Raw genomic sequence first — 11,630 nt, 5'->3', positions numbered from 1 at the left:
GTGGGGCTTCCCCATGTGAAAGTAGGTCACTGCCAGGCACCTATTCCAACCCCTGCCCCCATCGGGCAGGGGTTTTTTATTGCCATGAGATAATCCCGGTCCCGTCCGGTCATTTTCCCGTGCGTGAACCGTACCGGCCCGCTGGGGCGACGTCCCGGTCCGCGGGGCGTTCAACCCGCCGCCCGCGCCGGTGCGGCGCTGAACCGGGCGGGACCCCCTCGCGCCCTCCATCCGCTCGCGGTCGCCCGCAACCGCCCGGCATCCGTCGCCCGTACGCCGCCGCCCGGCGTTGCCCGGGCCTCTGACCTGTCTCACCTCCCTCGGGGCGGGTAGTTCCCCCGCATACCTCCTGCCTGTCCGTCACTGGTTGATAAGAACCAGGGTAATTGCCGATTACTGTTGATTAGCACCGAACGTCCCTCCGTCGCGATAAAAAAACCATTCAGCACAGTGTGTTGGAGATTGGCATGGGCGCTGCAGAGGAACCTGTGGCGCAACCCCGGCCAAGGCGGCCCCCACGGCGGATGCGGGCGCTCTCCGCCCGGCGCGGCAGACACCCCGGTTTTCGTGTGGCTGTCATCCGGCTGTGGTTGAAATAGGGCGGGGGCCGAGGTGCGGGACGCTCCGCTGCCGGCCGCCACGCCGCGGCTTTCCCGGCCCTGCGCGGAGTGCCGCCGGGCGGGCGCAGTCCCCGGCAGGTCCCGGCGCGGCGCCCGCATCCTTTTCCCGACCCGGTCCTGGTGTCAGAGTCATGCATATCGCGGATGTCACGATGTTCTACACCCCCTCGAGCGGTGGCGTACGCACCTATCTCGAGGCCAAACGCCGCTGGCTGTCGGGGCGGGAGGCGCACACGCTGGTCGTGCCCGGCGCGCGCCGGCAGCGGACGGAAGCTGTCCAAACGGTGCCGGCGGCCCCGATTCCCTTCGGCCACGGTTACCGCTTCCCCCTGCGTACCGACGGCTGGGTGGAGTCCCTGGTGGCGCTGCGGCCGGATCTCATCGAGGTGGGCGATCCCTATGTCACCGCCTGGGCCGCGCTGGATGCGGGGCGGCGCCTGGGGGTGCCGGTGGTGGGGTTCTACCATTCCGACCTGCCGCGCCTCATCGGCTCCCGCATCGGCCGCTGGAGCGAGCCGCGGGTGGAGGCCTACGTGCGGGGGCTCTACCGTCGCTTCGATCTCGTCCTGGCGCCCAGCCGGGTGATGGTGGAGAAGCTGCGCGGCCTGGGGATCGGGCAGGTGGAGCTGCAGCCCCTGGGCGTGGACAGCGTCCACTTCTCTCCCGGGCGGCGGGATCCCGCGCTGAAGCGGGAACTGGGTCTCGATGCCGGGACGCCGCTGCTCGTGTTCGCCGGCCGTGCCTCTCGGGAGAAGCACATCCCGCTGCTGCTCGAAGCCATGGAGCGGCTGGGCCGCGGCTACCACCTGCTGCTGGTGGGTCCGGGAATGCCCCGGAGCGTGCCGGGCAACGTGACCGTGGTCTCCGAGTATGCGAACCGGGAGCGGACCGCCCGCTACCTGGCGAGCAGCGATGGGCTGATCCATGCCGGCGACAGCGAGACCTTCGGCCTGGTGGTGCTGGAGGCGATGGCGAGCGGCATCCCGGTCATCGGCACCCGGGCGGGCGCAGTGGCCGAGCACGTGGTCCCCGGCACCGGGCTGCTGGTGGAGCCCGGCAACGCCGCGGCGCTCGCGGAGGCCGCGCGCGCCCTGTTCGCCAACGGCCATCGTGGCATGGGCCGGCTGGCGCGCAGGCGGGTGGAGGAGCACTACACCTGGGACCGGGTGCTGGAGCGTCTCCTCGACCGCTACCGTGAGCTGACCGGCCAGCCGGCGCCGGTGACGCTGGAGCTGCAGATTGCCTGAGCCGATGAACGCGCGTGCCGTCAGCGTGGTGCTGCACGATGTCGCCCCGGAGACATGGCCCGTCTACCGGCGCTTCGTCCACGCGGTGGAGGCTCTGGGGACGGTCCCCCTCACCCTGCTGGTGGTGCCCGATTTCCATCACCGTGGTGCCCTGGATCGATTCCCGGCCTTCCGGGCGGCGCTGGAGCGGCGCATCGGCCGCGGCGACGAACTGGTGCTGCACGGGTTCTTCCACAGTGACGAGGCGCCATTGGGACTCGATCCGGTGGACTACTGCAGGCGCCGGATCTACACCCGCGAGGGCGAGTTCTACCCTCTCGACGAGAGGCAGGCCCTGGCGCGGCTGGAGGTGGGGCTGGAGCTGTTTCACCGCTACCGGTGGCCGGTGGCCGGCTTCGTCGCCCCGGCCTGGCTCATGGGCCACGGCACCCGGAGCGCGCTGACCCGCCTGCCGCTGCGCTACACCAGCGACCCGGGCGGCCTCATCCGGCTGCCGGAATGGCGGCGGGTGGAGGCGCCGAGCCTGGTCTGGAGCGCGCGCAGCGCCTGGCGGCGCCGGGCCTCGCTGCTCTGGAACCGGCACCGGCTGCGGCGCGGCCGGGTGCAGCCCCTGCTGCGCCTCGGCCTGCACCCCGTGGACATGGCCCACGAGGGCGCCGTGCGCTTCTGGCTGGAGACGCTGGCGGCGCTGCTGGCGGAGCGCACCCCGGTCACCAAGTGGCAGTGGCTGCAGCGGTGCGGATAAGGCGCTCCCTCTGGCTCGCCGCGGCCGGTCTCGCCCTGGGGCTCGGCATCCCCCTGGCCTATGGCGGCGCCGGGCTGTTCGGGCGGCTGGCAGCCATCTCCCCGCTGCTCCTGGGTGCGGTCCTGGGGATGGTCTTCGCGGGCTGGAACTTCAACGCCGGGCGCCTGCGCCTGATGCTCGGCGGCATCCGCCAGCCCATGGGCCACGGCCGCGCACTGGCCACGGTCATGGCCACCGAGTTCGCCTTCTCGGCGACCCCGGCGGGGAGCGGCGGACCGCTCGCCTACGTCTACCTGCTCCGTCGTCACGGGGTCGCCGGCAGCGCCGCCGCGGCGCTCTATGCGCTGGATGTGCTGATGGACATGCTCTTCTTCGCCGCGCTGCTGGTCATCATCGCCCTGGCGCTGCTGTTCCGGCCGGAGGCACTGCATGCGGGCTGGCAAATCGGACTGCTGGCCGCCCTGCTGCTGGCGGTATTGGCCGGTGCCTGGCTGGCGTTGCGCCACTACCGGCCGCTTCTGCTGCGGGGCGGCCGGCTGCTGCGGCGGCTGAACATCCCGCCCGCCACCCGCCGGCGCATCGCCCGCGGGCTGCTGCGCTTCCGCCAGGGTCTGGGCGTCATGCTCCGGCTCTCACGCGGCCGCCTTGTCGCCATCTACCTGCTCTGCATCGGCCACTGGCTGCTGCGCTACAGCATCCTCTACGTCCTCATCCGGGGCCTGGGCGAGCCCGTCCCCTGGGCCTATACCCTGCTGGTGCAGATGCTGGCCCTGACCCTGGGGCAGTTCACCCTGCTCCCGGGCGGCAGCGGCGGGGTGGAGCTTGGCTTCACCGCCCTGCTGGCGCCGCTGCTCGACCCGCCGACCCTCGGCGCGGTGCTGCTGCTGTGGCGTTTCGCCACCTACTACTGGTACCTGCTGGCGGGCGCGCCGGTGTTCGCCTGGATCGCGGGGCGCACGCTGTGGGAGCGCCTGGCCCCGCACTCTGCCCGGGCGAGAGGCGGGGAGGCGCCCGGAACGCAGCCGCTGTGATTGATCCGGCGCAAGAAAGCCGCGCTTTGTGCCACACCCTCCCATGGCCCCCGCTACACTGGGCTCTGGACATCCCGAGGCACAGCAGGAGGCCGTCATGCCGACCACGAAAGAGAACCTGAAAGCCGCGTTCACCGGCGAGAGCGAAGCCAACATGAAGTACCGCGCCTTTGCCGCGCAGGCCGAGAAGGAGGGGCTCCCCAACATCGCCCGCCTGTTCCGGACCACGGCCGAGGCGGAGAGGCTCCACGCGGAAGGTCACCTGAAGGCGCTCGATGGAGTCGGCGCCACGGCCGACAATCTCAAGGCCGCCATCGCCGGCGAGACCCACGAGTACACCGAGATGTACCCGCCCATGCTCGAGCAGGCCGAGGCCGAGGGCCACAGGGCGAAACGGATGTTCGGCTACGCGGTCAAGGCCGAGGAGGTCCATGCCCGGCTCTACCGGCTGGCCCTCGAGGCGCTGGAGCGGGGCGAGGATCTCGCCGAGACGAAGTTCTACCTCTGCCCGGTGTGCGGCCACATCGAGTTCGGTGAACCGCCGGAGAAGTGCCCCATCTGCGGCGCCAGGGGCTCGATCTTCGCGGAGGTCTGACACTCGGCATGCGCGGTCCGTTAGACCAGGGTGACGCAGTACACTAGTCTGAAATGATGGAACAGAGGATCACGCTGGTTACCCTGGGGGTGCGCGATCTGGCGCGGAGCACCGCCTTCTTCGAGCGCCTCGGCTGGCGGCGCTCGGTGAAGGGGGCGCCGGGCGTCGCCTTCTTCCAGTGCGGCGGTATCGCCATCTCCCTGTACCCCGTCGAGGCGCTGGCGGCGGACGCCGGGGTTCCGCCCGGCGTCCCCGGGAGCGGAAGCTTCGCGCTGGCCCACAATACCCGGACGCGGGGGGAGGTCGACGCCGTGCTCGCCGAGGCCCGGTCCGCGGGCGCGGAGATCGTCAAGCCGGCCGCGGATGCCTTCTGGGGCGGCTACTCCGGCTACTTCCGCGATCTGGATGGCTACCTGTGGGAGGTGGCGTGGAACCCGGGGTTCCCGCTGGACGAGTCGGGCGCGGTCAGCCTTCCCGGCTGATGCAATGCAGTCTTGCCATGGGCGCCGAGGAGAACCCCGGCCCGCCCCGGGCATCGGGCGAACGGATTGAATTCCCCGGTCCATCCGTATCCGGTATCTTCCTGCCGCCCAGGGACAACATCCGTGTCCAGCCCATCAACCGTCATGGGCTCAGCGGCACCTCGCAGCGTACCAGGGTGCCCCCCTGTGCGGCGGGTGCAATGCTGAGTCGGCCGCCAATGATGCCGGCACGGTAGCGCATCAGCCGTAGCCCCAGCCTGTTGTAACTGTCCTGCGTGATGTCGAAACCTTTGCCGTCGTCCCGCACCGTCAGCACGATTCCGTCAGGTCCGGGATCAAGGCGAATCTCCACGACTCCGGGCGCTCCGTGCCTGACTGCATTGTGTACCGCCTCCTGCGCAATACGGTAGAGATGCACCAGCAGGATGTCATTGTCCGCCTGCACCGTCCGCAGGCCCTCATATCGGCACTTGACGCCGGAGGTTTGCGTAATCCGTTCTGCCAGATCGATCAGTGCGTCGGCCAGGCCCTCGGAGTCGAGGTCGACCGGTGACAGACCGCGGGCAAGCGAACGGGCCTCTTCCAGGGTGTTCAGAAGGTGGGTCCGGAGCTCCGCTATGGCTGTTGCCGCGGACTGGTGTCCGGCAGCAATCAAGCGGCGTTCGATCCCGGCCGCCAGCATGGAGGCACCGGTCAGCTGTTGGCCGATGCCGTCGTGGATATCGTGACCGATGCGCTCCTGTTCAGCGGTGCTCACCTCGATGATCTGCCGTTCCAGGGCCTTGCGTTCGGTGATGTCGCGGAGGATCACATGGATGGCGCTCCCATCGCCAACCGGGAAAGGCGCGGCAATCACCTCCACATCGACCGTGCTTCTGTCGTAACGCAAAATCTTCTCTTCTATCGGTGGTGCCGCCTCGCCGGTTTCACACATACGGCGAATCCGGGCAGCTATCATCGGGTGAAAATCGGGGTGGAAGAGATCGTAGGGAGACTTGCCCACCAGCGCTTGATCGCTATTGACGCCGAACAATCTCAGGCAGGTCCGGTTCACGAGCGTGATGTGGCCCTGGTGGTTAACCAGGATACAATCGGGCGAATGCATGAACAGGTTGCGGTAGCGGTTTTCGCTCTCGCGCAGCGATTCCTCCGCCTGCTTGCGCTCGGTGATGTCGCGCGAGAAGGCAAAGAAAATCCCTCCAGCGGTTGAGGAGTAAGAGGTGTTGACCTCTGCGGGCCAGACCTCGCCGTCCCTGGTCCGGTGCCGGGTCTCGAACAGGTCGCTGCCGGAGCGTTTGACCTTTTCGATATGCGCACGGACCTCCTCCGGCGATTCCTGCGCCTCGATGTCCCCGATCCACATCGTCAGCAATTCTTCGCGACTGTAGCCGGAACGACGGACATAGGCTTCGTTCACGGCCAGGATGCGGCCGTCTTTGTCCAGCATCCAGAAGCCATCGGACGCGGTCTCAATCACCGCACGATAGCGGGCCTCCTGCTCGGCTCGCGCCAACTCCGCGCGCTTTCGATCGGTGATGTCCTGCATCATGCCGCGCAATTCGACGATGGCGCCGGTTCTGTCGCGGACCGCCTTGCCTATGGCGAGTACCCAGCGGTTACCGTCCGGTCGCGCCATCTCCAGATCCGTCTCGTAGGGTGTCCCGTCATGAATCGTCCTGTCCACGGCAGCGGAGAGCCGGGCCCGGCTCTCCGCGGTGAAGTACTGCATCAGCTCGGTGTGGTTGGCCGGGGGCAGTGCCGGATCGCGACCGAAGATGCGATACAGCTCCTGCGACCAGATGAGTGCGTCGGTACGAAAATCCCATCTCCAGTTTCCGATTCGGGCCAGGTGCTGAGCCTGCTTGAGCAAGGATTCACTCTCTTTCAGGGCCGCCTCGGCCAGTTTGCGATCGGTGATGTCGTCCTTGATCCCGACGAAGTGTGTTATCAGTCCTTGCTCGTCACGTATCGGCGAGATGGTTGCCGCTTCCCAATACAGCGAACCATCCTTGCGTCGGTTGTGGAATTCACCGTGCCAGACATCGCCACCCTTGATGGTGTGCCACAGCTGGCGGTACTCCTCCGGCGAGGTGTATCCGGATCTGAGCAGGCTGGGGCGCCTGCCGATTACCTCGGCTGCCGAATAGCCGGTAGTCTCGGAAAAACGTGGATTGACATACTCGATGACACCCTCGGTGCCGGTGATGATTACGGTGCTGGCGGTCTGCTCAATCACGCGTGAGAACTTGCGCAGCACCTCGTCTGCCCGGGCACGGGAGAAAAGCAGCCCCACTACCGAGGCAACGGCCTCCAATGCCAGGCGGGCGGGCATGGGCACCTCGTCCACCCGGCCAGAGGTCACTTTCAGGCAGCCGATGACGCGCCGCTCGTCCCGGAACGGGACTATCGCAAGCACACGCAGAGCCTCGCCCCGTTCCGATTCAGAGAGAGTGGTCTCGAGTTCCGCGTGGTGTGCATAAAACGGCATACCGGCCATTGCCAGGCGCGCAACGGCGGTGTCCACAGGGTAACGATGGACGGCCTGCGCGAAGTCCTGGGAAGATTCGGTGGCTCGTTCCAGCCGCAGACCACCGGACTCGTCGATCAGGTAGATGCCGCCGCGGTCCATCCCTGCGGCGTTTAATGCGGCATCAAGACACAGACGGAGTTTTTCCGACAGGTCGTGCGCCTGGTGCAATCCCAGCAGCAGTTCGTGCTGGATGCGCAGAAGCGTCTCTGGCGGCTGGTGCGGGTCGGTCGTGACAGGCGGGGAGAATGGCGGTTTGTCGGACACGGGTTTGCGTTGGTTGTGGTCGGTTTCGGATATATGACATTGGCGCCTGGGGCGATCGAGTGCGGTCGGTGGGTGATCCGCTCCCTGGCCTGGCGGCGACGCCCGGGCAGGGCGTCTCAATCGTGCTCGAGGGTCCACTGCACCGCGTAGCGAGCCAGCTCGCTGCCGGTGGCGAGATTCAGCTTTTTCTTGATCTTTTCCCGGTGACTTTCCACGGTCTTGATGCTCAGATGGAGTTGTTCAGCGATCCGGGAAGTGGCGAGACCCTCCCCGATCAGGCCGAACACCTCAAGTTCGCGATCGGTCAGATCACCGACTGATGCCTGCCTGCCGGCATTACCGGCTTGACGCATGCGCTGGGTCATGGTGGCACTCAGGTAGATTCCCCCCTCCAGGACCCGGTGGACGGCATCCACGACGTTGTTCGTGGCCTCCTGCTTGTTGATGTAGCCACGTGCCCCCGCCTTCAGTGCCCGCTCGGCGAAGAGCGATTCGTCGTGCATGGAGCAAACCAGCAGCAGGGTGGCCGGATGTCGCGCGTGCAGCCGCTTGATCAGTTCCAGACCGCTGCCCTCGGTCAAGGACAGGTCCACGATCGCCACATCCGGAGCAAGGTCGTCCGCCAGCTTCAGGGCTTCCCCCGAACCGGCCGCCTCACCGCACACCGCCAAGTCATGTTCATGGTCGATGAGAGCCCTTAGGCCGGCACGGACCAGGGGGTGATCATCGATGAGCAGGATTCGGGATGGGCCTGGGGACGACCGGGATGCGGATTTCTTCATTGTGAAGTCATATTCCATGAAAGTGCCTGCATCGGGTGCGTGCAAACAGGCCATGCTCTGGTAGATACGCATTGGTGTCGGGGAGAGGATCGAAGCGGGTGAAATTTCAGGCGGTCGTCTTTATCGACAGTGGACATCTGCTTTGGTTGCATCTTCCCTGGTCCAGGCAGCCGCCGGGACTATCTTAGTGGATATCGGTGGGTCTGTGTAAACCGTAATCCGCTCCGTCTCCGTTGCGCCAGGCGCCGAACCGCCGCAGCTTCATGAAAATGGGGGAATCCCCGATGTGCTTGCCCGGGGTGTTTCTCCACAATACCTGATGCCGGCAATGCCTTCCGAATGGTCATCTGTCGTCCACGCCGCGCATGGCGGGGGAAAACTGGTGGCTGCAGGGGATGCCGGGAGAAACGTATCGCCTCAAGGAGTGCATCGCATGGGAAGCGGAGAACGCGAAATAGCCAAGTCTCGTACCACGCAGCGTGGAGCCGTGCAGCTTGAGCGGCTCATCGCCAGTGCAGAGACGGTATTGGAATTGATAGGTACTTCCGGCTCACCCTCCCAGATTAGGATGCGTGTCTTGCTGGAGAGACGGCTGGAACGGCTGCGGGCAGAACTGCGGCAGGTACGGATCACAAATCGGGGGCGGCATGTCTCCGCACGCAGAGGCCGTTGCCGCCCGGCCGGACTGGATGCAGACAGGCGCAACAGTCCCGGCGGACACTGAATCCCGGCGTGCCTTGCGCCGCGTTCACGGTGACTGCATGTTGCATAGGGAATCGCCGCGGCGGCAGACATGGCAATGCAGGAAATCGGACGTGGTTCACCGATTCCATAATAAAGTTCCCGGTGAATAAATTCATTGATATCCCGGAAAACTTGATAATCGGCATACCGGAGATTGATGGCTGGCATTTTGAGATCGCGGAAATCATGAACCGCCTTTACGATAAGGCTGTGAACATGAACAACCTGCAGGGTGAGATACCCGGTCGGTACTATTCCTGCCCGCGACTGTCCGCCATGCAATGTGTCTACGGGCGTAATCCTTTGCAACGTGAGGTCACGCACCTGCTGGACCGTCTTGTCAAGGCAACGCGTGCCCACTTCCAGTCAGAAGAGGAGATTATGCTCGCGCTGGCATTCAAAGGGTTGCCGGAGCATCGCCGTGAACACCTGATGCTGTCGGCAGAGCTTTCCATCCTGGTGCGGAGCTGCAACTGCGGAGTGGAGCCTGTTGGTGGCGAGACGCTCAAATCCCTGAAGCACTGGTTTCTTGGACACCTCTCCGGGTCGGACTATGAGATAGGTCGCCACTACAGGAAGATGAAGACCATTGAGGAAGGATATCAATAGATCGAGTACCCGGTGCCAACTGCCCGGATACCTGGTCCAGGTTACTGCAGGTGGCCGTATTGAATGCAGGTGCAGTGCTGATGAATGGGGCATGGGCATTCGTGAGTCCCAGGGAAGTGCGCGTGGTAAAACAACGTGACTGCCGATATTGAACATGATGAATGGCATGACAGTATCCCGGCCGGTCGGACAGGAATGCCGGAACAAGGGGAGGAGTATTTTCTGTCCGGTAACGCATCCACTGAAAGTCTGGACGCCACCCAGCTGTACCTGAGCGAAATCGGCTTTTCGCCGCTTCTCACCGCCGAGGAAGAGGTCCGCTACTCGCGCCAGGCCCTCGCCGGTGACGAGAATGCGCGCAGGCGCATGATAGTGAGTAATCTGCGACTGGTGGTGAAAATAGCCCGTCGCTACCTGAACCGCGGGCTGGACCTGCTCGACCTTGTCGAGGAGGGGAACCTTGGCCTGATGCGGGCTGTTGAGAAGTTCGACCCCGAACGAGGGTTCCGCTTCTCCACCTACGCCACCTGGTGGATCCGGCAGTCCATCGAGCGTGGAATCATGAATCAGACGCGCACCATACGACTGCCGATCCACGTGGTAAAGGAGTTGAATGTCTATCTGCGGGCGGCACGACAACTGGTTCAAGTCATGGGGCAGGATCCCAATTCCGAACAGATCGCACGCCTCCTGGATCGTCCTGCGATCGATGTGGAGCGGATGTTGCGGCTCGATACGCAGGTCACTTCGTTGGACTCGACCTGTGGCAACGACTCGGAAACACCGCTGCTGGATTCGATAGCCGACGATACGCCATTCGATACCATTGGCGTCATTTTCAATGAAGACATGCGAACCGGTGTCGAGGAGTGGCTTTCAGAGCTCAACGACAAGCAGCGTGAAGTGGTGGAGCGTCGCTATGGTCTGTGCGGATACGAGAGCTCCACCCTGGATGAGGTGGGGAAAGCGATTGGCCTGACCCGCGAGCGGGTGCGACAGATTCAGATGGAGTCGCTCCGAAGATTGCGGGAGATCCTTGAGAGACAGGGGATTACCTGTGATGTCCTGTTCAGGTAACCCTGTTGCACTGCCAGGGCCGGGACGATGGCGCCCGCGCTGTCGGCGAACTGCCCGGGATGGCGTCATGGCGCAGGGAGTCGCTGGTGTGGTTGATGCTGCAGAGCGGTTCAGTCCACTACCGGGCCTTGGATTTTTCTCTATCTCCTTTCGATGAGCCGGCGCCGGTTACCCCAGCCGTCAGCGCGAAGCGCATGGCCTCCTCCATGTTCATGTCGAGCGGCCGGACGCTGCTCCTGGGCACCAGCACGGCGTAGCCGCCGATCATGTAGCTCATGGGCAGGTAGACCATGATTCGGTCACCGCCCCGCAAATCCCCGGGCAGGTGATCCGGTCTCGTCTGGGTGACGAAGCCGATGAGTTCCATGTCCGAGTCGCCGATGGTCACCGCGACGACCTGCTGGAATTCCTTTTGCTCCCTGGGCGAGAAGTAATCGAAGAAATCGCGGATGGAGCGGTAGATGGACTTGATCAGCGGCATCCGGTACAGAAGCTGCTCGCCCATGGCGAACAGCTGCCGGAACACGTAGGCGTGCATCAGCAGCCCGACGGCGAACAGCACGCCCACCCCGGCGATGATGCCCATCCCGGGCCAATAGAGCGCCTCCGGCAGGAGCAGGTGGATCAGGCCACCCAGCAGCGACTCGGCGGTGACCGCCAGCCAGTAGAGGAGGTAGAGGGTCAGCGCGACCGGCAGGATGGTCACCAGTCCGGTCAGGATGTTCCTGCCAATGAAACTCAGCATCCGAAGCTCCCCTGGTTGGTCAGCGGCTCTGATTCCGCACAGTTTGCCTGCACGGGCCCGGTTATGCACCGGGACGGTTCACCGCCGCGGGAGCGGGCGGGGCTGGTGGCGCCGGTTGCTGGGGGGTGTTGCGGTCGTTGATGCCCCGCTGCATCGCGC

The 11,630-nt window shown here is 65.1% G+C and carries 10 protein-coding genes; 7 read left to right on the top strand and 3 right to left on the bottom strand.

Annotation, left to right across the window (positions count from 1 at the left end; all coding sequences use genetic code 11):
• The first annotated feature begins 751 nt into the window (after window positions 1-751).
• From gpgS to DFQ59_RS17190, 5 genes are all read left to right on the top strand, one after another.
• Window positions 752-1,867, top strand: a complete 1,116-nt coding sequence (gpgS, locus tag DFQ59_RS17210; protein ID WP_114280959.1) for an N-acetylglucosaminyl phosphatidylglycerol synthase — start codon at window positions 752-754, stop codon at window positions 1,865-1,867.
• A gap of 4 nt (window positions 1,868-1,871) precedes the next feature.
• Window positions 1,872-2,612 carry an N-acetylglucosaminyl phosphatidylglycerol deacetylase gene (gpgD, locus tag DFQ59_RS20340; RefSeq protein ID WP_245937308.1) on the top strand — a complete coding sequence of 247 codons (741 nt, stop codon included), beginning with the start codon at window positions 1,872-1,874 and terminating at the stop codon, window positions 2,610-2,612.
• Window positions 2,585-3,643 carry a glucosaminyl phosphatidylglycerol flippase gene (gpgF, locus tag DFQ59_RS17200; RefSeq protein ID WP_245937307.1) on the top strand — a complete coding sequence of 353 codons (1,059 nt, stop codon included), beginning with the start codon at window positions 2,585-2,587 and terminating at the stop codon, window positions 3,641-3,643. The genes gpgD and gpgF overlap by 28 nt, the downstream gene beginning before the upstream one ends.
• Before the next feature lie 97 nt (window positions 3,644-3,740).
• A complete protein-coding gene (locus DFQ59_RS17195; RefSeq protein ID WP_114280957.1) occupies window positions 3,741-4,238 on the top strand; it encodes a rubrerythrin family protein in 498 nt (165 codons plus the stop codon).
• A gap of 56 nt (window positions 4,239-4,294) precedes the next feature.
• On the top strand, window positions 4,295-4,720 hold the full coding sequence (locus DFQ59_RS17190) for a VOC family protein (protein WP_114280969.1): 426 nt from the start codon (window positions 4,295-4,297) through the stop codon (window positions 4,718-4,720).
• 142 nt (window positions 4,721-4,862) lie between these two features.
• On the opposite strand, the gene DFQ59_RS17185 is transcribed toward DFQ59_RS17190, so the two are convergent.
• Window positions 4,863-7,514 (bottom strand): PAS domain S-box protein, encoded by a 2,652-nt coding sequence (locus DFQ59_RS17185; protein ID WP_170142208.1) that lies wholly within the window; start codon window positions 7,512-7,514, stop codon window positions 4,863-4,865.
• Window positions 7,515-7,630: 116 nt separating this feature from the next.
• The gene (locus DFQ59_RS17180; RefSeq protein WP_245937306.1) at window positions 7,631-8,314 is read right to left on the bottom strand and encodes a response regulator transcription factor; all 684 of its coding nucleotides are present in this window, start codon (window positions 8,312-8,314) and stop codon (window positions 7,631-7,633) included.
• 828 nt (window positions 8,315-9,142) lie between these two features.
• On the opposite strand from DFQ59_RS17180, the gene DFQ59_RS17175 reads away from it, so the two are divergent.
• Together DFQ59_RS17175 and rpoS are read left to right on the top strand one after the other, a co-directional pair.
• Window positions 9,143-9,649, top strand: coding sequence for a bacteriohemerythrin (locus DFQ59_RS17175; RefSeq protein WP_147275280.1), 507 nt, complete (start codon window positions 9,143-9,145; stop codon window positions 9,647-9,649).
• Window positions 9,650-9,844: 195 nt separating this feature from the next.
• Window positions 9,845-10,726: an RNA polymerase sigma factor RpoS gene (gene rpoS, locus DFQ59_RS17170; protein ID WP_114280954.1), complete on the top strand. Its 882-nt coding sequence runs from the start codon at window positions 9,845-9,847 to the stop codon at window positions 10,724-10,726.
• A gap of 118 nt (window positions 10,727-10,844) precedes the next feature.
• Here the strand turns inward: rpoS and DFQ59_RS17165 are convergent, their stop codons facing one another.
• Window positions 10,845-11,471, bottom strand: coding sequence for a DUF502 domain-containing protein (locus tag DFQ59_RS17165; RefSeq protein ID WP_114280953.1), 627 nt, complete (start codon window positions 11,469-11,471; stop codon window positions 10,845-10,847).
• Window positions 11,472-11,630 lie beyond the last annotated feature (159 nt).

Source organism: Thioalbus denitrificans, assembly GCF_003337735.1.
GTDB classification, from domain to species: domain Bacteria; phylum Pseudomonadota; class Gammaproteobacteria; order DSM-26407; family DSM-26407; genus Thioalbus; species Thioalbus denitrificans.
Note: the sequence above shows the minus strand (reverse complement) of the source record. Positions and strands in the feature narration are given on the sequence as shown.

Coding starts and splice junctions, on each gene's coding strand:
- gpgS (WP_114280959.1), top strand. CDS start 752: ATGCATATCGCGGATGTCACGATGTTCTACACCCCCTCGAGCGGTGGC.
- gpgD (WP_245937308.1), top strand. CDS start 1,872: ATGAACGCGCGTGCCGTCAGCGTGGTGCTGCACGATGTCGCCCCGGAG.
- DFQ59_RS17195 (WP_114280957.1), top strand. CDS start 3,741: ATGCCGACCACGAAAGAGAACCTGAAAGCCGCGTTCACCGGCGAGAGC.
- DFQ59_RS17190 (WP_114280969.1), top strand. CDS start 4,295: ATGGAACAGAGGATCACGCTGGTTACCCTGGGGGTGCGCGATCTGGCG.
- DFQ59_RS17180 (WP_245937306.1), bottom strand. CDS start 8,314: ATGGAATATGACTTCACAATGAAGAAATCCGCATCCCGGTCGTCCCCA.
- rpoS (WP_114280954.1), top strand. CDS start 9,845: ATGCCGGAACAAGGGGAGGAGTATTTTCTGTCCGGTAACGCATCCACT.
- DFQ59_RS17165 (WP_114280953.1), bottom strand. CDS start 11,471: ATGCTGAGTTTCATTGGCAGGAACATCCTGACCGGACTGGTGACCATC.